Source organism: Halomicrobium sp. IBSBa, assembly GCF_017612575.1.
In the GTDB taxonomy this organism is placed as follows: domain Archaea; phylum Halobacteriota; class Halobacteria; order Halobacteriales; family Haloarculaceae; genus Halomicrobium.
The window spans coordinates 634,262-654,230 of record NZ_JADPQC010000001.1; the positions used below are offsets into that span (position 1 = coordinate 634,262).

General features: G+C 68.4%; 22 protein-coding genes. 6 read left to right on the forward strand and 16 right to left on the reverse strand.

Translation table 11 applies throughout. The features are described from left to right. Positions 1–16 precede the first annotated feature (16 nt). From IL252_RS03330 to IL252_RS03375, 10 genes are read right to left on the reverse strand one after another with little or no spacing between them, the layout of a single operon-like run. Positions 17–910 carry an SDR family oxidoreductase gene (locus IL252_RS03330; RefSeq protein WP_208626671.1) on the reverse strand — a complete coding sequence of 298 codons (894 nt, stop codon included), beginning with the start codon at positions 908–910 and terminating at the stop codon, positions 17–19. 3 nt (positions 911–913) lie between these two features. Beyond that, positions 914–1,342 (reverse strand): DUF5791 family protein, encoded by a 429-nt coding sequence (locus IL252_RS03335; protein WP_170095046.1) that lies wholly within the window; start codon positions 1,340–1,342, stop codon positions 914–916. 33 nt (positions 1,343–1,375) lie between these two features. Next, on the reverse strand, positions 1,376–4,483 hold the full coding sequence (locus tag IL252_RS03340) for a hypothetical protein (protein WP_208626672.1): 3,108 nt from the start codon (positions 4,481–4,483) through the stop codon (positions 1,376–1,378). Further along, positions 4,483–5,361, reverse strand: a complete 879-nt coding sequence (locus tag IL252_RS03345; RefSeq protein WP_208626674.1) for a hypothetical protein — start codon at positions 5,359–5,361, stop codon at positions 4,483–4,485. The genes IL252_RS03340 and IL252_RS03345 overlap by 1 nt, the downstream gene beginning before the upstream one ends. Then, entirely contained in the window at positions 5,358–5,747 is a 390-nt protein-coding gene (locus IL252_RS03350) for a hypothetical protein (protein WP_244256741.1), read from the reverse strand. Before IL252_RS03350 ends, IL252_RS03345 begins: the two co-directional genes overlap by 4 nt. Further along, a complete protein-coding gene (locus tag IL252_RS03355; RefSeq protein ID WP_208626676.1) occupies positions 5,728–6,192 on the reverse strand; it encodes a hypothetical protein in 465 nt (154 codons plus the stop codon). The genes IL252_RS03350 and IL252_RS03355 overlap by 20 nt, the downstream gene beginning before the upstream one ends. A gap of 34 nt (positions 6,193–6,226) precedes the next feature. Next, the gene (locus IL252_RS03360) at positions 6,227–7,921 is read right to left on the reverse strand and encodes a hypothetical protein (RefSeq protein ID WP_208626678.1); all 1,695 of its coding nucleotides are present in this window, start codon (positions 7,919–7,921) and stop codon (positions 6,227–6,229) included. Next, positions 7,918–9,771, reverse strand: coding sequence for an ATPase, T2SS/T4P/T4SS family (locus IL252_RS03365; protein ID WP_208626679.1), 1,854 nt, complete (start codon positions 9,769–9,771; stop codon positions 7,918–7,920). Before IL252_RS03365 ends, IL252_RS03360 begins: the two co-directional genes overlap by 4 nt. Positions 9,772–9,793: 22 nt before the next feature. Further along, positions 9,794–10,249: an ABC transporter gene (locus tag IL252_RS03370; protein WP_208626681.1), complete on the reverse strand. Its 456-nt coding sequence runs from the start codon at positions 10,247–10,249 to the stop codon at positions 9,794–9,796. Further along, positions 10,246–10,830, reverse strand: a complete 585-nt coding sequence (locus IL252_RS03375; RefSeq protein ID WP_208626683.1) for a hypothetical protein — start codon at positions 10,828–10,830, stop codon at positions 10,246–10,248. Before IL252_RS03375 ends, IL252_RS03370 begins: the two co-directional genes overlap by 4 nt. 80 nt (positions 10,831–10,910) lie before the next feature. Between IL252_RS03375 and IL252_RS03380 the strand changes: the two genes are divergently transcribed. Continuing rightward, a complete protein-coding gene (locus IL252_RS03380; protein ID WP_208626685.1) occupies positions 10,911–11,987 on the forward strand; it encodes a tubulin/FtsZ family protein in 1,077 nt (358 codons plus the stop codon). A gap of 67 nt (positions 11,988–12,054) precedes the next feature. On the opposite strand, the gene IL252_RS03385 is transcribed toward IL252_RS03380, so the two are convergent. Together IL252_RS03385 and IL252_RS03390 are read right to left on the reverse strand one after the other, a co-directional pair. After that, the gene (locus IL252_RS03385) at positions 12,055–13,398 is read right to left on the reverse strand and encodes an alkaline phosphatase family protein (RefSeq protein WP_208626686.1); all 1,344 of its coding nucleotides are present in this window, start codon (positions 13,396–13,398) and stop codon (positions 12,055–12,057) included. A 371-nt stretch (positions 13,399–13,769) separates the two neighbouring features. Next, on the reverse strand, positions 13,770–14,303 hold the full coding sequence (locus IL252_RS03390; RefSeq protein WP_018258046.1) for an inorganic diphosphatase: 534 nt from the start codon (positions 14,301–14,303) through the stop codon (positions 13,770–13,772). 240 nt (positions 14,304–14,543) lie between these two features. Here IL252_RS03390 and IL252_RS03395 point away from each other — a divergent pair, with 240 nt between their 5' ends. After that, on the forward strand, positions 14,544–14,903 hold the full coding sequence (locus IL252_RS03395) for a PadR family transcriptional regulator (protein ID WP_153554019.1): 360 nt from the start codon (positions 14,544–14,546) through the stop codon (positions 14,901–14,903). A 19-nt stretch (positions 14,904–14,922) separates the two neighbouring features. On the opposite strand, the gene IL252_RS03400 is transcribed toward IL252_RS03395, so the two are convergent. Continuing rightward, positions 14,923–15,519 (reverse strand): rnhA operon protein, encoded by a 597-nt coding sequence (locus IL252_RS03400; RefSeq protein WP_208626688.1) that lies wholly within the window; start codon positions 15,517–15,519, stop codon positions 14,923–14,925. Continuing rightward, positions 15,512–16,105 (reverse strand): ribonuclease HI, encoded by a 594-nt coding sequence (rnhA, locus tag IL252_RS03405; protein WP_170095055.1) that lies wholly within the window; start codon positions 16,103–16,105, stop codon positions 15,512–15,514. Before rnhA ends, IL252_RS03400 begins: the two co-directional genes overlap by 8 nt. A gap of 171 nt (positions 16,106–16,276) precedes the next feature. Here rnhA and IL252_RS03410 point away from each other — a divergent pair, with 171 nt between their 5' ends. Further along, the gene (locus tag IL252_RS03410) at positions 16,277–16,753 is read left to right on the forward strand and encodes a DUF5797 family protein (RefSeq protein ID WP_208626690.1); all 477 of its coding nucleotides are present in this window, start codon (positions 16,277–16,279) and stop codon (positions 16,751–16,753) included. 82 nt (positions 16,754–16,835) lie between these two features. Here IL252_RS03410 and IL252_RS03415 read toward each other — a convergent pair whose 3' ends face one another. Next, the gene (locus tag IL252_RS03415) at positions 16,836–17,876 is read right to left on the reverse strand and encodes a DUF5787 family protein (RefSeq protein ID WP_208626691.1); all 1,041 of its coding nucleotides are present in this window, start codon (positions 17,874–17,876) and stop codon (positions 16,836–16,838) included. A gap of 131 nt (positions 17,877–18,007) precedes the next feature. Between IL252_RS03415 and IL252_RS03420 the strand changes: the two genes are divergently transcribed. Then, positions 18,008–18,460 (forward strand): RDD family protein, encoded by a 453-nt coding sequence (locus IL252_RS03420; RefSeq protein ID WP_208626693.1) that lies wholly within the window; start codon positions 18,008–18,010, stop codon positions 18,458–18,460. A 93-nt stretch (positions 18,461–18,553) separates the two neighbouring features. Here the strand turns inward: IL252_RS03420 and IL252_RS03425 are convergent, their stop codons facing one another. Continuing rightward, on the reverse strand, positions 18,554–18,982 hold the full coding sequence (locus IL252_RS03425; RefSeq protein WP_153554013.1) for a bis(5'-nucleosyl)-tetraphosphatase: 429 nt from the start codon (positions 18,980–18,982) through the stop codon (positions 18,554–18,556). 226 nt (positions 18,983–19,208) lie between these two features. Here IL252_RS03425 and IL252_RS03430 point away from each other — a divergent pair, with 226 nt between their 5' ends. Then, positions 19,209–19,370 carry a hypothetical protein gene (locus IL252_RS03430; protein ID WP_164731970.1) on the forward strand — a complete coding sequence of 54 codons (162 nt, stop codon included), beginning with the start codon at positions 19,209–19,211 and terminating at the stop codon, positions 19,368–19,370. A 134-nt stretch (positions 19,371–19,504) separates the two neighbouring features. Then, positions 19,505–19,831 carry an uS10/mL48 family ribosomal protein gene (locus tag IL252_RS03435; RefSeq protein WP_153554012.1) on the forward strand — a complete coding sequence of 109 codons (327 nt, stop codon included), beginning with the start codon at positions 19,505–19,507 and terminating at the stop codon, positions 19,829–19,831. Positions 19,832–19,969: the final 138 nt, after the last annotated feature.

The window sequence follows — 19,969 nt, forward strand, 5'->3', positions numbered from 1 at the left end:
CTGATACGTGTGGCCGTCAGTTCCCGGCCCGGTAGCGCTCGATCGCGTCGCGGTACCCCGACCGGAAGGTCGGATGGGCGAACTCGTAGCCCAGCGAGTGCAGTCGATCGTTCGAGCAGCGCTTGCTCGTCTGGATCCGACGACGCGCGGTCTCCGAGAGATTGTCGTCCGCGAGACGCTCGCCCGTGGTCTGTTTGGGTGGCTCTGCGACGCCACACTCGTCGGCCAGCCAGTCGGCGAAGGCCCACTTCGAGACCGGTTCGTCGTCGACGACCAGCACAGTCTCGTCGCGCGCCACTCCCTCGCGGAGGAAGAAAGCGACCGCGCCCGCCGCGTCTGCGCGGTGAACCATGTTCAGGTACCCCTCGGTGACGGGACCGTCGAGGTACCGCTCCAGCCGGTACCGGTCGGGACCGTACAGTCCGGCAAAGCGGGCGACGGTCCCGTCGATGCCGCGGTCCAGCGCCCGCTCCCTGGCGATGCGCTCGGCCTCGGCGAGGACCCGCGTCTTGTCGGTCTGGGGGTCGAGCGGCGTCGTCTCGTCGACCCAGTCGCCGTCGTGGTCGCCGTACACGCCCGTACTCGACGTGTACACGAGCCGCGCTGGCGGCTCGTCGCGCGCCCCGAAGTGGTCGATCACCGTCTGGAGGCCCTCGACGTACACCCGGCGCGCCGCGTCGGCTCCTCGCCCGCCGGAACTGGCAGCGAAGACGATCGCGTCTACGTCGGGGACGGCCGCGAGCGCGTCGGCCTCGGTCACGTCGGCCCGGACCGCCGTGCCACCGGCGTCCTCGATCGCCGCCGTGGCGTCTGGAGAGCGGCGTACACCGATCACGTCGTGGCCCGCGTCGGTCAGCTGGCGACAGAGCGCCAGCCCGACGTACCCACAGCCGAGGATGGCGACCCGCATCGGTTACCCCTCGCGCTGGGCGATGAACTGGTGGAGCAGGGCGTACTCCGCGACAGTCATCGGAAACCGGCCCTCGACCTTCTGCTGGATCTCCTTCGGTTCGAGCTGGCCGTCGACACCCGACGCGAGCGTTTCCACGTCCAGGACCGCCGTCGTCATCCCCATCAGGAGGATGTCTCGCGCGTCCGCCGCGATCGTGTCGGCGTGGGGACGGTCCTCGTCGAGCGCCAGGATCGCCGCGGCTTCGGTGAGTTCGATCTCCGGGGAGGCACCGTCGAGGAGTGCCGTGATCCGGTCTCGGTCCAGCGGCGTCTCGTCGACAGCCCGGTCGACGCCGACCGATTCGACGGTCTCGGCCAGCCGCGTCTCGTAGGCCCGCCGGAGGGTCTCTGGTGACTGCTCGCCCGCGTCCTCGAATTCGCCTCTGAGCATACTCACCCTACAGGACGGGTCTACAAGTCAGTGTCACTCCGGTCCCGGATCGGGCCACCCCTCGGACTCCTCGATCGCGACGCCGTTGGTGTCGCCGACGCCGGTCTTGCCCGGCGGCACGACGACGAGGACCGTCGCCGTGGCCTCGAAGTCGACGCGGGTGGACCGGCCGAGCCGCTCGGGTGATCCGTCGTCGTCGACGTCGAAAGAGACGTTCTCGCCGTCTCTGGCGTAGACGAACTCGCCGCCGGGCGTCGTCGGCCGCCCCTGAGAGACGCGCACGCCGAAGCGGGCGTACTCGCCACGGACCGTGACGTGCCAGACGTTCGTCGTGGCGTACCACGAGCCCGGTACGGGTGCCAGCGGGAGTCCGGCCGGCATCGCCTCGAACGTGTCGTTCACCACCGCACCGTAGGCGCGCTTCGTGGCCCGTTCCGCACCGGCGGCAGCGACCTCGCGGGCCAGCTCCCGCGCGACCGTCTGCGTGCGCGATCGGCTCGCGTCGACGGCGTCGGTGTCCGGTCGTCCGCCCTGCTCCTGTAACGTCGCGCGGCGCGTGGCGTTCAGTCGGATGGCGAGCCGGTCGCGTGCAGCCACCGAGAGGTCGGCCCGCTCGCCGGCGAGAGTGACGAGTCGGTGGCTGACGGAGCCGTTCGCCAGCGCCAGCGCCCGAGCGTGGGTCGTCTGCCACGGCGCGAGCGCGTCTCGAAGCATCGCCTCGCGCTCGCTGGCACTGCCAGCGACGCCCCGTCGGGACAGCACCGACCGCTGGCCGTCGAGCACGTGTTCGTTCGCCGACGCGACTTCCCGTCGGAGGGTGTCGCGTTCGCGGGTCAGCGCCGAAACGTTCTCGGCGTGGCGTTCACGCTGGCTCGCGTCAGTTCGTCGAACTTCCTCGCCCTCCACAGCGGCGGCGTTCGCCTCGGCGAGCGTCGCGTTGGTCGCGTTCAGCGTCCGGGCCGCCGTGTCGAGTCTGACTCCCGATCGATCGCCGAACAGACCGTCGACCAGCGAGTCCGAGACGGTCTGGTGGGGCACGGTGAAGACGTTGACGTTGCGCGCGACCAGCGGGTGAGACTCGTTCTCGATCGCCGGGTCGTCGTCGTGGCTGAGCGAGGCCTGCGTGAGATAGGCCGGTGCGCCGTCGGCCGTTAGCGCGACCGGACCTCCGACACCGTCCAGTCGCGGCTGACGATCTGACGGCGGCCGTCCGCGAGCGTCGAGTCCCTCGCGCAGCGTCTCGATCGACGTACCGGCCTCGTCGAGCCGATCGCCGAACGCGTCGGCCCTGCCACGCCGGTCGTCCGCCCGCGCCCGGAGGCGGGCCTGCACGCGGTCGAGGTACGCGACCCGGACGGCGATCCGCGCCTTCGTCGCCGCGCTGTCGTAGCTGGACGGTGCGTCGATCAGCCGCGTCCGCTCTCGCTCGACGGCCCGTGCCAGCGCTGCCGGCGGGTTCGATTCGTACGACCCGACTCGCCCCTGCCGCACTTCGACGGCGACGGACCGGACCCGTTCTCGGAGTCCCATCAGATCCCGATACGCCCACTCGGAGGCGTTCGCGGGCACGTCCAGCGCGATCGTGTGAACGTCGGAGTCCGGCCCGCTGTGGACCGCGTATTCGAGGGCCGCAGATCGGCCGCCCTGGCTGTCGATCAGTCGCCCGATCGCGCGTCCGCGGGCGTCGGCGAGGTTCGGTCCGTCCAGCGGGCCGGCACCGCGCTGGTGGGCTCGCCGGATCGGTCGAACGGGTGCCTGCGAGGTGCGGTCGTGACGGCCGACGACCGCGAGGGTGACGGTCTGTCGGCTCGTGCCCGTCCTGTCGGTGGTCGTCCGCTCGAGCTCGACGCTCCCGTTTGGCCCCTCGACTCGACGCTGCCAGACCGCCACCGCTCGCTCCGTAACGACCGTCTCTCGCCCGTAGGTCTCGAACTCGTGCCAGCCGTCGGGGATCGGTGGCGACGCGACGGAGACGTTCCGGTGGCGGAGCGATCGCTCACGGCGCTTGTCGACGCACGTCCAGTTCGAGCCGGCAGGGCGTGGTGCCGACACGCCGACGTGGCGGTCGCCCTCGACGCGGCCGACCGTCCGGACCTCGACGCTGTAGGCGTCCCGTATCGTGCTGTCGATGGCACCGTCGTCGAGCACGTCGACGAACGCTCTGTCTGCCGTCTCGTTGACCGCGACCTCGCGCCGCTCGTCGGGGCTCGACCGGCGCGGTGGCTCCAGTCCCTCGATGTCGCTCGCCGCTGGCTTCGTCGGCCCGCTCAGAACGGCGTCGGTCACGCGCGAGTCGGTCCCCGTGGCGACGGTGAGATCGCGTGCCGTCGTCCGTGCCGCCGCGACCGCGAGCGTGCGACGGCCCCGTGGATCGGCGTGTCCGATCGTCTCGCGCTGGAGGTCCAGCAGTGCCTCGTTGGTGACGACGCCCACGTGCTGGTTCGAGACGACGTTGCTGATCGGCACCTCGCCGTACTGGAGGTAGCCCCGCGACCACGCCAGGGCGTACAGCTGGGTCGTCAACCGCTGGCTCAGTCCTCGCTCCGTCACCCCGGCGTCGAGTCGCCGCTGGTAGGTACTGACTCGATCGTGGGCCGCGAGCACCGGCGTCACGACGGTGACGGTCGGAGCGATCGTCGTTCGGGAGCGCACCTGCCCGCCGCGGTGGGTCCGAACCGTCACGTTCTCGACGGTCACCCGGATCGCGGTCCCGTCGTCGTCTGCCCGTTCGATCGTCACGCGGTCGATGGCGGCGCGGCGCTCGGCTCGCGTCTCCGTCGAAGGCAGCGAGACCGAGCCGGTGACCTCGCCACGACGGACCGCGACCCGAGAGAGGCGATCGCGGGCCTGCAGGTAGATCCGGAGCCGGAGCGCGTCGCGAAACGCCGTCTCTTCGCCGAGAAGGCGACCGGCGGCGGTGTCGGCCGGATCGACGACGGGGTCCGCTGCGGCCGCCCGGCTGGCGGTCGTCACGGCCTCGCGCAGTTCCGTCTGTGCGGTCGCGGTCGTCCGTTCGGTGACCACTTCGGTCTCGCTGTCGGCGGGTGGACGCCCCGGATCGATCGTCGTCGCAAGCGTCGCGCTGCTGACGAGCAGGAGGACGCCGATCAGTGCGAACGGCACGCGGCCGCGATCGTCCATCACGGCGACCACGTCCTGACGACGATTCGCACCTCGTCCGTCGAGACGGCGCGGGCCGTGGCCGCCGGTGTCTCGAATCGGTCGCGCATATCGGCCGCGAACCGGTCGGCCAGCGCAGCCGTGAGCCGGTCGTTCGTCGCCGCGACGGAGCCGTTCTCCAGGTCCAGAGCCGGCGCGTCGGTGAGTCTGGCGACGCGGCGGTAGCGGTGGGCCGCCAGCGTGTCGGCCGGCGCGTCCCCCCGGAGCGCGACGCGGCTCTCGGCAGACGAGAAGAACCCCTCGACGACCGCCGCCGCGACCACGTGCGCGACGCCGTCCGTGCCGTCGGTCCGGGCGGCCTCGCGTGCGCGCTCGTCCACTGGCGCGACGCCGCTGTCGACGGTGAGCCGAGCCGCACGTACGTCGGCCCTCGCGGGCGGTGTCGGTCCGGCGTGGACGCGACCGCTCAGGGGCGCACCGTCGTAGGGTTCCCAGACGGCCGTGACGCCGACGGCGGTCGCGCGGCGCTCGACGGCGGCGTGAGTCTCGTTGCGAACCGCTCGCTCGAACCCGCCGCCGGCAGGGGCGATTCGCTCGCCGTCGAGCGTCGCTGCGGTCCGCGTGGCTGCCGCGAGGAGCCCGGCGACCGTCCCGTGTGCCGTCCGGTCGAAGTCGGCGCTGTGGCCGTAGCTGACCCCGTCGCTGTGGTTGTTCCGCGGCGTCAGTTCGTAGTCGACGCCGACGGTGGTAGTCGCCAGCGCGGTCGCCGTCTCGTCGGCGTGGTCGTCCCCCGACGGCGGCGTGTCGAGACCACCCGTTCCAGCGACGAGCGTCCCGACAGCACCCCCGAGCAGGAGGAGGAACAGCGTCGTGTCGACGACGGTGCTGATCGCTCTCATCGCCACACCGCCACCCGGAGGCGGCCCGCGTCGACGTGGGCCGGCTTCGTCCGGACGCTCACCTGCTCGCTCGCGGTCCCGGCGTCGTCTGGTGCGACCGGCCCCGCCTGCCACTGCCGGCCGTCGGCGGTCACGCTCACGTTCGTGTGATAGCCCGACGGACCCGCGTCGACGGCGTCAGAGAGTCGTGCGGGCTCGGCGACGCCAGCGGGCACGAGGTGATCGTCGACCGCCGAAAGTGTCGTCTCGGGCAGTTCTCGCTCGCGTTCGCCCGGCAGTGCGTCGTCGAGGACGCCAGCGTAGAGCGACAGGGCGAGCGAGACCGCGGCGACCGCGACGAGGGCAACGATGGGCTCGACCTGTCCCCTATCCCACGAGCGTGACACTGGTCTCACCCCACTGGACGCGTCGCACGTCGATCTCCGTCGGTGCCTGTCGCCACTCTCCTCGGGACTGAGCGTCCGCGACCGCCTGCTCGAAGGCTGTGCTCGTCTCGAAGACGCTCGCTGGCGGCTGCCCGTAGAGGACGAGCGCGAGCCGATCATCCGTCAGTGTGGGCGTCACGGGGCCGTACGCAAAGGTCGCACTCGCGGTCCCGCCGTCGTTGCGCAGCGAGAGCTGGCGAGGACCGAGCCGGATCGCCGTCGCGTCGATCGGAACCGTCGCTCTTGCGTCTGGCGGTCCGACGGCGACGCGATCGACGGCGTCGGCTGCTGTGGTCGCGTCGGGCGGTGCGGTCGTGGGGAGCGCGACGACGACGCCGAGCACCGCGACGCTGACGGCCGCGACGCCGAGCCACGCGTACAGTGCGTCGACCGGGACCTCGAACATGGCACGCCCTCGCCGCGCCTTCGGACTTAAACCCTCACACGAGCGAGGTCGCGCCGACGAACGCGGTGAGGTACGTCGCCGTCGCGGCCAGCAGCGCCAGCCCGACGCGATAGCCGACCAGCGAACGATCGAGCCCGTCGGTCAGCCCGGTCGCCAGCGTCGTCAGGACGATCGCGAGCACGAGGACGTACCACCCGACTGCGAGGCCGAGATCGGCGGTCGCGACACTCCCGCCGAGGGGACCGGCCGATCCCATCGCCGCCGACAGCGCGACCGTCGCACCGCCGACCAGCGGCGCGAACACGGCCGCCGTGTTCGAGAGCGTGTTCGTCACCTGTGCGACCGCGCGGCGGTTCGCCTGCTCGGCCTCGTCGATCGTCTGGAGGTGATCGGCCATCGCCAACAGGGCGTCCCCGGCGGGCCGTCCCTCCCGAGCCGAGAGAGCCAGTAGCGAGGCCGCGCTCTCGGCCCGTTCGCTCGGCACCGTCGCCAGCGCGCCGCGTTCACCGACGAACGCCGTCCGGAGGTCGACCCCGAGGCGACGCTGGCGACCGGCCACTTCGGCCAGCACCGTCCCGGTCGCTCCCGGAACCGCCGTGGCGACGTCTTCGACGGCGCGCTCGGTCGCGGTCCCCCGTGTGACGCGCCGGCCGATCAGCGACAACGCGTCGGGGAGCCCCGCTTCGACCGCCTCGACGGTCGACCGGACCGACTGCATCGGCTGGAAGGCGACCACCAGCGCGGTCCCCAGACCCGCCCCGGCCGCGGCGACGAACCCCATCCAGTCAGAGAGGACGAGGCGGACCGACCAGCCGCCGAGGAGAGCGGCCGCGATGCCGGCCACGACGGCGTGTGTCGGACGAGACCACACGTCCGGATGAGATCGACGTATCGGCGTCGGCCGGAACGCGACCGGCCGCTTCGTCAGCAGCCAGGCGCTGGCGAGGGTGACGGCGAGGGGCAAGAGCACGTCGTAGACGACCACGAGCAACGACAGCGGTGCCGGCACGCCGGCCGCGTCCAGCGCGGGCAAGAGCGCCACGAGTGCGAGGGGCAACAGGACGCCGAAGGCGTACAGCGCGGTCGCCGGCCCGCTGATCGAGGCCGCGAACGCGGCCGTCCGGTCGTGGATGCCGTCGAGGACCGTCGTCCGAGCGCGTTCGAGCGTCGCCCCGCGCTGGTGGGCCGGTTCCCGCCCGGCGCTCTCGACGAGCGAACACGCGCGTTCCAGTTCCGGCAGCCACGGTTTCCACTCGCGCCCGAACGACTGGAGACCGGTGTTGGGCCCGTTCGCCGTCCGGCGGACGTGACTCGCCAGACTGTCGGCCAGCGCGCCCGGAACGGACCGGGCACCGAACGCCGCGGCGGCCCCCGGTGCCGGCGTCAGGGACAGCCGCATCGTGAGCCGAGTCACGAGCGCCGGTGCGTCGCCCAGCGCCTCCGCTCGCCGGACGCTTGCGAACGCGACGACGAGCTTCGTCGTGGCGAGCACGACCGCGGCACAGACGAGACAGCACCCGGCGACGGCCAGTCCGACACTGTCGCCCAGGACGGTCTGACCGAGGAGGCCAACCAGAGCCAGCGCGACGGCTGCCACGTAGCTCGCCCCCACGACCGTCTCGGCGTCGACGCCCCAGCCGAGGAAGGCGACCGCACGCCGGAGGTCTGAATCGGGCGACACCGAGAGGGGCCAGCACCGCGCGACCGCCCGGAGCAGCGCCCGTTTCATGCCCCGACCGGCCGGCCAGTTCGGCGTTCCCGGCGTCTGATCTCGTCCGTGCGCTCGGTCAGTCCCGCACGCACGTCAGCGTAGGATTCGTCGCTGTCGGCGAGCGCAGCGAGGAGTTCGCTGTTGCCCCGTTCGAGCCGATCGGTCGACTGCAAGCGTCCCTCGCGGAGCCGATACAGCGGCTCGAACGCCACCGCGTCCCCGGCGGTGACGACCTCCTCGATCGCCGCGACGCGACGCGCCGGTCCGTCGTCGGTCTCGAAGCGCCCCATCGTGACGACCAGATCAGTCGTCGCGAACGACGAGGCGGGCACGTCGAGGTCGGCGACGACGCGTTCGCGCACGTCCTCGCCCCCGTCGCCGTGGATCGTCCCCAGCACGGCACTGCCGCCGGCACCGACACGCATCGCCTCGTAGAGGACCTGAGCCTCCTCGCCGCGGACTTCGCCGACCGCGAGCGCCCCCTCGCCGAGTCTGAGCGCCGTCCGCAGCGTCTCGTCGGCCGGCAGTCCGGGACCGTCGCCCCGCGCCGTCACCAGCGACTGGACCTCCCGTCCGTCGGCCTGGAGCTGTGCGACCGGCAGCTCCGGGGTGTCCTCGATGACCAGCGTTCGCACGCCGGGGTCAAGTTCCCACAGCAACGCGCCCAACAGCGTCGTCTTGCCCGCTCCGCGGGGGCCGGCGACCAGCGTGGCAGCCGCACGGTCGACCGCCAGCGAGAGCAGCGCGGCGGCTGCCGGCGGGACGGTGTCGTTGTCGACGAGCTGTGGGAGCGTCCACACCGTCCGGTCGTGGGCTCGCAGCGCGAAGGCCGGGCCGTCACTGACCGGCGCTGTCGTCCCGGCGATCCTGACCCGCCGGTCACCGACCGTCGTGGTGGCGTCAAGCGTCGGGCTGGCCCGCGAGAACGCCCGTCCGCTCTCGCGGCGGAACTGCGAGGCGAGCGCTTCGACGCCGCGCCGGCTCACCCGGACGTTCGTCGTCGCCAGTTCCCCGTCGACGCGCACCCGCAGCGGGTTCGACGCGACCGGCGCGGTCGCGAACACGTCCGTCACGCGCGGGTCGTCGAAGCACTCGGCGAGGACGCCGTACCCGGCGGTGTGCCGGTCGAGCACGCGCCCGAGCCGTTCGACCGGATCGTCGTCGGAAGCGACCGTCCGGATCGCACGCCAGGCGGCACGCTCGCCGGTCACCGTCCCGTCGGCGACGAGTTCCCGGCCGCGTTCGAGCGTCGCCATCGCAGCGTCGTCCAGCGTGGCCCCCAGCGGTTCGAGGTGGTACACCGGGAGGTCGTCGTCGCGTTCGTAGAGTCGCACGCGTCCGCCCGTCGAGAGTCGCCGGCTGTCGCGGAGCCGACCGTCGGCCGGCGGATCGGCGGCGAGACGGGTGTGCGCGATCGTCGGGCCGACGTACGGGGAGAGCGACGCGATCTCGCCGACTCGCCGGGCGCACAGCCCCAATCCGGTCTCGGCCGCGATCGACGCGACTGGACCCGCGCGACCGACGGCCTCTCGGGCGGCGTCGATCGGATCGGTCAGGGCCCGTTCGGCGAGGGCCTCGTCGTGGAACCGCGTCCGTTCGACGAACCGGCCGGCCGCACAGAGCAGGGCCGCGTGGTCGTCGAGATAGGCCCGTTCGCGACCGGTCGACCGCGCCACCACGCGCTCGGCGTCGCGTTCGGCGAGCGTCTCGACGACCGTCCGGCGACAGGCTGCCGACTCGGCCAGTCGACCGTCGTCTGGACAGTCCGTGGCGTCGACCAGCAGCGTCTCGCCGCTGTCGTTGCGTCCTCGTCGTACTGTACATCCGCAGTCGGGGGCCGGCGTCGAACGGCTGAACCACCCTCGCATGGGCGGCGGTGGCCCCCTCATCTCACTTCAACCGTCGGACGGTGAGCACCGGCACACCCGGCCGCCCGTCGAGGGAGATGACGAGTCGGTGGGGACCACTGCGCCGGAGCACGACGGGACTACCGTCGGCTGTTCTCAGCGGGACACCGAGGAGCTGTCGCGTTCGGGGTTGTCCGCCCGTGAGGAGCCAGGAGAGCCGTGCCGGCGTCTGGTCGGTCGAAGGACGGAGCGAGACGCGCTCGACGCCGCCACTGGTCCAGGTCCGGGGCGGAACGCGGAGCGTCACGACGCGGCGCGCACCCGGCCCGGCGATCGGGTCGTCCGTTTCGAGGAGCGTGTCGGCGGCGCGTTCGAGATCGCTCGCCTGGTCCGAGACCGTCGCCGAGGCGCGCTGTCGACGCGCGTCGTCGATCGGGCCGAGCGTCGCGGCGACGAGCGCGGTCGCGAGCACGACTGCCAGCACGACGCGATAGATCACAGACGCGATCGGAGTCTGGCGAGGACACCGCTCTCGTCCCCGCTGTCGCTGCCGTCGACGCTGTCGGTGCCGTCGGCTCCAGTGGCTCCGTCGATCGGGCCGACAACGCTTCGGCCGTCACCCGTCGTTCCGGAGACGGGCTGGTCGCTCCGGTCAGGCCTCGACGAGTGAGCTGGTCGCCGTGTCCCGCTGGCTGTCTCCGTCGACACGGGTTCTCGGCGGTGGCGCTCCGGAGCGGCGTCGGCGCGATCGGCCGACTGTGGCGCGCTGTCCGGACGGCGATCGTCCGTGCCGTCGGCGAGTCGCGCTTCGAGTCGATCCACCGCGGCCACCGCGGCGTCGGCCCGCTGCTCGACGTCCTCGTTGACCGACCGGACGTTACCCACGTAGCCACGGAGCGCCTGCGTCGCGGCTTCGAGTTCGTCGATCCGTCGCTGGGCGCTGTCGAGTTGCTCCTCCAGTTCCTCGACCCGGCGGGCGAGATCGCCTCGTTGCTGGAGGGCGTCGAGATCGTGGTCGTCGCCCGTCAGCGTCCGTTCGACCGCCCGCAGTCGCCGGTCCAGCCGTTCTCGGTCTGGCATGGCCGTCGGTGGTCCTGTCATCGCATTTGAACCCTCGGAACGGGGTAACGTTGATTAGTCGTCCTGTTCAGTCCTACAGTATGAAGGTCGTCCTGATTGGTGTCGGTCAAGCCGGGGGGAAGATTACGCAGGCACTCGCAGAGTTCGACTACGACATGGGCTTCGACGCCGTCAAGGGGGCACTGGCGGTCAACACGGCCCGTCCGGATCTGAGCGAACTCGACATCGACACGCAGCTGATCGGCCAGGATAGGGTCAAAGGTCACGGCGTCGGCGGCGACAACGAGCTCGGCGCGGAGATCATGCAAGAGAGCGCCACCGAGGTGATGGACAACCTCGACGGGCGACTCACCACCGAAGCCGAAGCGATCGTCGTGGTCGCCGGCCTCGGCGGCGGGACGGGATCGGGCGGCGCACCGATGCTCACGCGCGAACTCCAGCGCATCTACAACATCCCCGTCTACGTCCTCGGCGTTCTCCCCGGTCGAGACGAAGGCGGATTGTACCAGGCAAACGCCGGTCGTTCGGTCAAGACCTGTGCCCGTGAGGCCGACTCGCTCATCCTCATCGACAACGACGGCTGGAAGGCCTCTGGCGACAGCCTCGAAGCCGGCTTCGAACGCATCAACGACGCCATCGCCCAGCGGATCGGTCTCCTCTTTGCCTCCGGAGAGGCCGTCGAAGGCGTCGGCGAGAGCGTCGTCGACTCCTCGGAGATCATCAACACGCTCAAGGGCGGCGGCATCGCCTCCGTGGGCTACGCCGCCGCCGAGTCCAGCGAGGACCCCGGCGAGAACGTCAACACGATCACCAGTGTCACCCGAAACGCCCTCCTGACGAGCATGAGCCTCCCGGACGCGATCGACGCGGAGCGTGGCCTCCTCGTGATCGCCGGCCACCCCGAGCGGATCTCGCGAAAGGGCGTCGAACGCGCCCGCAAGTGGATGGAAGAGGAGACCGGCAGCCTCGAAGTTCGGGGCGGCGACTTCCCCATCGACAGCGAGAAACTCGCGTCGCTGGTCGTCCTCGGCGGCGTCGAGCGCTCCGAGCGCGTCCAAGAGTTCATGGACCGCGCACGCGAGGCCGAGCAAGAGAAGAACAAGGAGATCGATCCGATGGAAGGCCTCGAAAACGACGGGCTCGACGACCTGATGTGAGTCCCGTCTTTTCGCGCGAGCGGTGAGAGATGTGCGGCGCGCCTTTCGAACGACTACATGCTCCAGCCTACACCAGACTGGTGCCGTCGAACTCCGTCCGGTCGAAGTCCACGTCCATCAGGTCCAGGATCGTCGGCGCGATGTCGTAGAGGTCGGCGTCGTTGATCCGGGCGTCCGGGTCGTCGACGAACAGCGTCGCGTTGTCGAAGCTGTGCATGCCGTTGCGCGGGCCGACGCCGAAGACGTCGTCCGAGCCCTTGAAGCCGGCCTTGAGGTCGAAGCCGTGGTTCGGGACGACAGTCAGGTCGGGCGCGATCTCGTCGTGGTCGCCGCGGTAGGCCTGTTCCTTGGTGACGACGCGGTCTGCGACGGGGTTGCCGTCGGGACCGGTCAGGTTCTCCAGTTTCTCCTGGAGTTCGTCGCGGACGGCCTCGTACTCGTCTTCGGGCACGGAGCCACGCGGCTCGCGGCCTTCGAGGTTGATGTAGAAGCGACCGGGGATCAGGGAGTACGCCTTCGTCGACTCGTCGATGTCGCCGAGCGTCTCGTGGTCGTCGTCCTCGTAGGTGAGCCACCCCTCTTCCTGGAGCCACTCGTTGAGGTGGACCTCGTAGTCGAGACTGGTGAAGCCGTGGTCGGAGGCGACGACCATCGTGACGTTGTCGGCCAGCAGGTCACGGAGCTGTCCCAGGTAGTCGTCGACCTTGCGATAGAACTCCAGGAACTCCTCTTTGTACTCGCCGTCTTCCTCGTAGTGTTTGAACAGGAAGTGGTTCACCCGGTCGGTGGTCATGAAGACGCCGAAAAAGAGGTCCCAGTCGTCCTGTTCGATGTAGTGTTTGAACGCTTCGAAGCGCCGGTCCAGGGTCTCGTGTGCGTCCTCGATGAACTCTTCTTTGTCCTCGCTGTGGCCGAGCTTGGCGTTGACGTCGATGCGGTAGTCGTTGTCGTCGAGGTAGTCGCCGAGTTCGTCGGGATAGGCGGCGTCGTCGACGCCCGGCGAGAGGAATCCGGAGACCATCCGCTGGACGTTGCGCTGGGGCGGGAACGTGACGGGGACGTTCAGCACCGTCGCGTCGCCGCCGTCGTCCGCGACGCGGTCCCACAGGCGTGTCGCCTGCACGTCGCGGCCCATGGGAACGTAGGTGTCGTAGGAACCGATCTCTCGATCCTGAAAGCCGTAGACGCCGGTCTCGCCGGGGTTGACGCCGGTCGTCAGCGCCGGCCAGCACGCGCTTGACTCCGGTGGGACGATGCTGTCGATCGGTCCAGCGGTGCCGTCCTCGGCGATCGCCGCGAGGTTCTCGAACTCGTCGTAGTGGTCCGCGATCAAACTGTGCGGTACCCCGTCGACGCCGAAGAAGGCGACTCGGGGTCCGTCGTCGCCGCGAATACGGTCGAACAGGCCCATGTCACCTCGTTCATCGTTCGGGGACAAGAAGCTTCTTTTCGCGGCCGAGTCGGGTGTGCGTCACCGGAAGCGGCAATCACTGCTCGGGCTCGGCGTGGTCGTCGTCCGCCGACGAGGAGTCGTCGCGATCGAAGTTCGCCGGAACGACCGTCAGGTGGTTCATACCGACTGTCTGTTTCGTGGCCATCACAGGAGACAGTTCGCCTCCGAAACCCAAGTAATTACCCATAATCATAATTAATCGGCAATACGGACCGCTATTACTCCAGAACATGCAAGCGCCGTGTCTGCTCGATGCCCTCAGCGATAGCTGGGTGGACGGATCGTGACACCACGCAAAAATGGCGGAGTCGAACGGCGACGCGGCTCGCTTACGCGATCTGCTCGTCGTACAGCTCCTGGGCGTGTTCGATCGCGTCGTAGGCGGCCTGCTTGTCCTCCCAGCCCAGCGTCTCGACTTCCTTGCCCGCTTCGAGGTTCTTGTAGGTCGCGAAGAACTCGTCGATCTCGTCGAGTTGCTGCTGTGGGATGTCGTCGAGGTCCTCGATGTGATCGTAGCGGGGATCCTCGCTCGGGACGGCGATGACCTTGTCGTCTTGCTCGCCGTCGTCGTCCATCTTCATCAGGGCGACGGGTCGGGCCTCGATGATACAGCCGGGGAACGTCTGGTCCTCGACGAGGACGAGCACGTCGAAGGGGTCCTCGTCGTCGTAGTACGACTGCGGGATGAAGCCGTAGTCCGAGGGGTAGTGGACGTTGCTGTGCAGCACTCGGTCGAGGACGACGCCGGGAACGTCCTTGTCGTACTCGTACTTGTTGCGCTCGCCTTTCAGGCACTCGACGACCGCGTAGATCTCTTCTGGCGGGTTCGGACCGGTTTCGAGGTCTTCCCAGAGGTTCGTCATCATCGGCGACTGCGACGGGCGTCCAAAAAGTACTTTCGTAATCAACTACGACTATCGAGAGGAAGCGCAAGACGACGGGTATTTCGCCGCCGGTGATATTCGCGGGTGATAACAACACCCGTTATTTGGAATATTTTCGATACACTGGCGCAGAGAGCACCACGGCGCAGTCTCTCGGTAACGCGCCGACCTGCGAGCGAGTTAACAAGTGTTAAATAGCTTGATGACATTCAGCTAACCATGTCAGAGGCACAAACGAAAACTGACACACCCGGCATCGCAAGTGAATTGACGGCGTTCCAGCAGAACATTCTCGTCATCCTCTCCGAAGAGCCACGCTACGGGCTGGCCATCAAGCGAGAGCTAGAGACCTACTACGACGACGAAGTCAACCACGGGCGTCTGTACCCGAACCTCGACGACCTCGTCGAACTCGGCCTCGTCGAGAAGAGCGAACTCGACAAGCGAACGAACCAGTACGGACTGACCGAGGCGGGGAAGGAAGCTGTGCTCGACCAGCTTTCGTGGGTCTTCGGGAAGTTCGTCACCGAGGAATCGCGCGCCGAAGAACTCCGGGACCTCGTCCAGCAGCACGAGTAAGAAACACGATCGCCCCGAGTCACTCGGGGTGATCGCTGCCGAGTGGGTACGGCACGTCCATTTTTTCGAAGGTGCGACGAAGTGACTCGTCCAACAGCGACGCCTGTCGGTCGTCGGGCCAGACGTTGCGCTCGAAGTAGTCGTCGCGAAACTCGACGAGCTCTGCCCGCGTGAGGTCCTCGATCGGTTTCGCGTAGTGGTTGCTCGCGAAGTCTGCCAGCGCGCGGGCGTTCGCTGCGTGGACCTCGCCGTCGGCGTCGGCGACCGCTGCGACGAGTTCGTCGTTGTGTTCGGCCACCACTGCCCAGTCGCTCCCCTCGCCGGGGCCAGACAGCGGCCGTTCGATCCCACGGTCGACGTCGTCGATCCGGTCCGGGTGGATCTGTCCGTCGGAGACCCACTCGCGCGGGTGACAGACGAGCACGTCTCGGGCGTCGTCTTCGCGGACCCGAGCGGTGTACTCGTACTCGGCGAGCAGTTCGTCGCGCTCGTCGCGGTAGGCCCGGGCTTCCGCGTCGTCGACGGCGTCTCTGGCCAGTCGAGTGAGTCGCTCGGCCTCGTCGACCACGTCCGTCGGCAGCGCCGAATCCGTCGTCGAATCGTCGTGTTCAGGCATCGTCGAGTGCCTCGTTGGCCAGTTCGTCTGCGCGTGCGTTAATCTCTCTCGGTACGTGTTCGATCGACCACTCGTCGAAGGCCAGCAGTCGCTCGCGGGCGTCGACGCGGTGCTCTCGGAGTTCGGGATCGTTCGTGTTCCACTCCCCACGGACCTGCTTGACGATCAACTCCGAGTCGCCGCGGAGACGGATCTCGTCGAATCCGTGATCGCGTGCGACTTCGAGCACGCGAAGTAGCGCCCGGTACTCGGCCTGGTTGTTCGTCGCGGTGCCGATCCGCTCGCCACCGTCAGCGACGATTCCGTCGTCGGTCACGAGCACCCAGCCGACCGCGGCGGGGCCGGGATTCCCGCGCGAGGCCCCGTCGAAGTACGCGTGGACCCGCCCGCCGTGTTCGCGAAGGAGCCCCTCCAGCTGGGCCGTGTCACCGCCCTGGACGACGACTTTCCCGTCGTAGGCGACCGCCGTCCCACCACCGTAGCTCGCCCGCCACTCCTCGTGGTCGGTGTTGCCCGCCTCGACGGTCACGCCCGCCGCTTCGAGGCGTTCGCGAGCCTTCGTCTCGTCGCACTCGATCGTCGGCATCGTCTCGTTGATCACCGACCGACCGATAAAACGCTTCCCTCTCCGAGACCGGCGACGGGTCACGGCACACGTCTGCCACGTCGTTCGGTGGGACCCGCCACTGCGACGCCCAGCCGACGACTGGCGAGAGTCCAGAACCACCAAGTATGGTGGTGGTCGTACAGGCTACCGATGGCACTTTCCGAGGAGGCTCGCGACCGACTCGCCGACATCGTCGAGCTCCAGCCCACGAAGAACGCGGATCTACAGGACCGGTGGGGGATGGACAGCGGGAGCGAGGTCCACCAGTACCTCGAAAACGAGCTCAAGGAGTACTACTACCGCGACGAGAGCAGCCTCATCTGTGCCACGCCGGAGGCCGTCGAGGTCGTCGGCGGCGACCCGGCAGACGGCCAGCAAGTGACGGTCACCGAGTTACAGCAGGCGGTGATCGACTGTCTGGCCGGTCCCGACGACGAGAGCCAGAGCGTCGTCTCGGTCCTCCACGACCTGCGCGAGGCGGGCCACGATCCCGAGGTGGACGACGTTCGATCCGCGCTGCGGTCGCTCGCGGACAAGGGGATCGTCGAGACCGTCCAGAAGACCGTGCCGACCTTCCGGCTGGCCGTCGGACGCGACCAGATCGACGTGGCACAGCTCGACGATTGATACGGATTCTCGTCGCCGTTTGCCCGGTCGACCGCATACCGTCGCGGTCGATCCGGTGAAGATCGACGAGAATATATATAATTCACGCAGTGTCGTCGTCGAGGCCGGGCCGGTGCCGCCGTCGCTGGTCGTCGAGCAGGCGTCTGATTCCCGCGCCGGGTCCGCCGTCGATGGGCCACCCACCGGTCCGCCAGGTGGGCGGTTCTGGCTCACAGTCCCGACAGGCCGCTCGACACGTCGACGGCGTCGGCACTCGTTCCTTCGCTTCACAGTACGGCACGACGCTGTCGCCCTCCGTCCGGAGCTGGAAGTGCCGACAGTCCGGTCGGAGCGAGTCCGCATAGGCCCGCCAGCCCCGTTCGTAGGCGCGTTCCGCGATCGAACGCCGCTTCTCGACTTTCCACTCGGGGTCGACGTACTCGAAGCGCGCGGCGCTCAGGTCGTCGTCGGGTCGCTCCTCGATGCGCGTGCCCGGCTCCGAGACCGCGAGAGACTGAGGGTACCACGCCACGTCGGCCTCGATCGTCGACGGATCGACCGTCAGGACGCCGGCCGCCGCGGGGAGATCCTCCAGCAGGATCGGCTCGACTCGCTCGTCGGTCCGCTCGGTCGCGACCCACACCTCGTCGGCCAGCCCCAGCGCCACGTCTCGTTCGATCTGGGGCGCGAGCCTACGGGCCGCGCTGGCGTCCAGATCGGGCTTGTTCTCGATGGCGACGATCCGCTCGATCCAGTCGGGATAGTCGTACTTGCGTCGAATCTCGATCCGGTTGCCCCGCTTGCGACGGTCCAGAACGCCGCGGTCGGCGGCCGTGTGAATCGCCTCGCGGACGTACCGCCAGGGGTAGCCGGGATGGGGCAGCGCGTCCCGGTAGTACGTCCACTCGGCGGGCGCGTGTCCGAGGACGTGACGGAGGTCCGAATCGAGTCGCTGACGGCCGAAGGCGGCCCGCCGACGGAGTCCCGCGCGATCGCACTCGACGACGATCGTGTCCCAGCGGCGTCGCTTCGTCCCCAGTTGCCGAGCGACGAGAACGGGGCTGTCGCGGTCGCCGTCTGGCGGCCACGCTCGCTCGGCCCACTGGCAGACGCGCAGTTCGAAGGCGAACTCGGAGTCGGCCACGGCCGGACGTGGCTCCCGAGCCGATATAAGTGGCTCGCTGGTGGAACCGACCAGCAGGGTCGACCCGTAGTACGCATCTAACGGGGATAGATCACGAAGTTTTATCCTGAAATGGGGTACACTCAAACTGTATGCAAAAGCATCCAAGTGGCGACCTGAACCGGAAGGCTGGCATCGGCTCGCGATTCCTGGCACTGTTACTCGACAGTCTCCTCGTCGGTTTCGTGGCGGGATTTCTCGTCGTTGCCCCGATGTTCATCCTCGGATTCGGCTCCGACGGCGGAGCGGTGTTCGGACTCATGGCGATCCTCCAGCTGTTGAGCCTCGTACTGGTCGTCGGGTACTTCTTCGTCTTCGAAGCGGTCTATGGCTACACGCTGGGTAAGTACGTCCTGGGGCTCGTCGTCACCCGCGACGACGGCTCACAGATCGGCTGGTCCGAATCGATCATCCGAAACCTGCTGCGGATCGTCGACGCGCTCCCTACGCTGTACCTGCTGGGTGCGATCCTCATCTTCGCGACCGACGACGAGCAGCGGCTCGGCGACATCGCCGCTAACACGGTCGTCATCAAACGAGCCTGAGAGCGTCGGCTGGAACTGTTTCGAGATGTTCGCGACCACGGGGTCGCGAAATTCATCACACCCGAAGAGCAGCGGTCTGACAGCTCGACCGAACTACTCCTCTTCCAGCTTCTCGTCGAGGAACTCGTGAGCCTGTTCGAGGATCTCACGAGGGCCGTCCTGCGTGACGGTGTTGATCGCCTGCTCGTAGTCGCGCCACTGCAGGTCGCGGTGTTCGTTGGACAGCTCTGCCGATGCTTCGTAGGACTTCGCGACGAACAGATGCACCGTCTTGTGGATGGTGTTGCCGTTCGCCTCGAAGACGTAGTCGTAGTCTTCGCGAAAGCCATCTAACAGCCGAAAATCGCCGATTCCGGCTTCCTCTTTCACTTCGCGGATGGCGGTCTGTTGTAGCTCCTCGTCGCCTTCGACCCCGCCCTTGGGGAACTCCCAGTCACCGGGTCTGCTCTTGAGCAGCAGGTACTCCCGCCGGCCACGCGTGTCGCGAAAGAGGATGGCTCCCGCGCTCGTGGCCTCGATCATTAGATACGCTTAGACCGGCCCTACTTATGAGGATATCGGAGCGACGACGGGCAGACCCACATCCGTGGCGGGCGCGACCGTACCACCACGTCGGAACTGGGTACACCTGTGGCCGGCCGTGCGCACCATCGCCATACCGGACTGGTGGCCCACACCACGGCCTCGCGACGACGGCTCCGACCGTGATGCGACACTGTTTTGATCGTGGTTTCGTATGCAAAAACGTATGCCGTACATGTCGGCCGACGACTTCTCGGTTCACGACGACGACTGCGAGAAACAGGAGAGCGACTGGATGCCGCTCTCAGACCTCCCGGACGAAGTGACCTCGATCGACGACCTCGACTGTGAGTGCTGGGCCGACTACGAGTCGCTGTCGGAGATCTAAGTAACAATTGAAACGATTGACACACCGATCGCACTGCTGTCGTGCGATCGGGTGTGCATTGACTTGCAATGGCTACTATAGCCCGGTCCGAAAGCGAGCCCTTTTGAGCACGCTCGCCGACACAAACACCAGAGATGCCCTTCGTGACGAAACTCACACTGGAGAGCGGAGATCGACGGCGTCTGGACAGCGTCGTCGACGAGATCAAAGAACAGGCCGAACGGAAGGGTGTCGAGCTCAAGGGCCCACACCCACAGCCACCGGACCACCTGCGCGTGCCACAGTCGAAGACGCTCGGCCCGGCGGGCGGGCGCTTCGAGTCCTGGGACTACACCGTCTACACGCGCACGATCGAGATCGTTGACCACGAGGAGTTCGCCCGCGCGGTCGCGGGCCGAGAGTTCGACGACGGCATCCACGTCGCCGCCGAGGTCGAACAGCGGAGTCACCTGGGTTCCTGACGGGTCCCGACAGGAGAGAGCGCAGGCCCCGAGCAGTATTTTCCGGCTTGGCCGTTCGTCACAGACACACAGCTGGCAGTACGAGCAACGACAGCCGTCGCTCTCGAAAGTGAGTGGGTGCCGTCCGTCCTGCGCAGA

What these genes read in the sequence shown, in the direction of transcription:
- IL252_RS03330 (WP_208626671.1), bottom strand. Translation starts at nt 910, where the DNA reads ATGCGGGTCGCCATCCTCGGCTGTGGGTACGTCGGGCTGGCGCTCTGT.
- IL252_RS03335 (WP_170095046.1), bottom strand. Translation starts at nt 1,342, where the DNA reads ATGCTCAGAGGCGAATTCGAGGACGCGGGCGAGCAGTCACCAGAGACC.
- IL252_RS03340 (WP_208626672.1), bottom strand. Translation starts at nt 4,483, where the DNA reads ATGGACGATCGCGGCCGCGTGCCGTTCGCACTGATCGGCGTCCTCCTG.
- IL252_RS03345 (WP_208626674.1), bottom strand. Translation starts at nt 5,361, where the DNA reads ATGAGAGCGATCAGCACCGTCGTCGACACGACGCTGTTCCTCCTCCTG.
- IL252_RS03355 (WP_208626676.1), bottom strand. Translation starts at nt 6,192, where the DNA reads ATGTTCGAGGTCCCGGTCGACGCACTGTACGCGTGGCTCGGCGTCGCG.
- IL252_RS03360 (WP_208626678.1), bottom strand. Translation starts at nt 7,921, where the DNA reads ATGAAACGGGCGCTGCTCCGGGCGGTCGCGCGGTGCTGGCCCCTCTCG.
- IL252_RS03365 (WP_208626679.1), bottom strand. Translation starts at nt 9,771, where the DNA reads ATGCGAGGGTGGTTCAGCCGTTCGACGCCGGCCCCCGACTGCGGATGT.
- IL252_RS03375 (WP_208626683.1), bottom strand. Translation starts at nt 10,830, where the DNA reads ATGCCAGACCGAGAACGGCTGGACCGGCGACTGCGGGCGGTCGAACGG.
- IL252_RS03380 (WP_208626685.1), top strand. Translation starts at nt 10,911, where the DNA reads ATGAAGGTCGTCCTGATTGGTGTCGGTCAAGCCGGGGGGAAGATTACG.
- IL252_RS03385 (WP_208626686.1), bottom strand. Translation starts at nt 13,398, where the DNA reads ATGGGCCTGTTCGACCGTATTCGCGGCGACGACGGACCCCGAGTCGCC.
- IL252_RS03390 (WP_018258046.1), bottom strand. Translation starts at nt 14,303, where the DNA reads ATGACGAACCTCTGGGAAGACCTCGAAACCGGTCCGAACCCGCCAGAA.
- IL252_RS03395 (WP_153554019.1), top strand. Translation starts at nt 14,544, where the DNA reads ATGTCAGAGGCACAAACGAAAACTGACACACCCGGCATCGCAAGTGAA.
- IL252_RS03400 (WP_208626688.1), bottom strand. Translation starts at nt 15,519, where the DNA reads ATGCCTGAACACGACGATTCGACGACGGATTCGGCGCTGCCGACGGAC.
- rnhA (WP_170095055.1), bottom strand. Translation starts at nt 16,105, where the DNA reads ATGCCGACGATCGAGTGCGACGAGACGAAGGCTCGCGAACGCCTCGAA.
- IL252_RS03410 (WP_208626690.1), top strand. Translation starts at nt 16,277, where the DNA reads ATGGCACTTTCCGAGGAGGCTCGCGACCGACTCGCCGACATCGTCGAG.
- IL252_RS03420 (WP_208626693.1), top strand. Translation starts at nt 18,008, where the DNA reads ATGCAAAAGCATCCAAGTGGCGACCTGAACCGGAAGGCTGGCATCGGC.
- IL252_RS03425 (WP_153554013.1), bottom strand. Translation starts at nt 18,982, where the DNA reads ATGATCGAGGCCACGAGCGCGGGAGCCATCCTCTTTCGCGACACGCGT.
- IL252_RS03430 (WP_164731970.1), top strand. Translation starts at nt 19,209, where the DNA reads ATGCCGTACATGTCGGCCGACGACTTCTCGGTTCACGACGACGACTGC.
- IL252_RS03435 (WP_153554012.1), top strand. Translation starts at nt 19,505, where the DNA reads ATGCCCTTCGTGACGAAACTCACACTGGAGAGCGGAGATCGACGGCGT.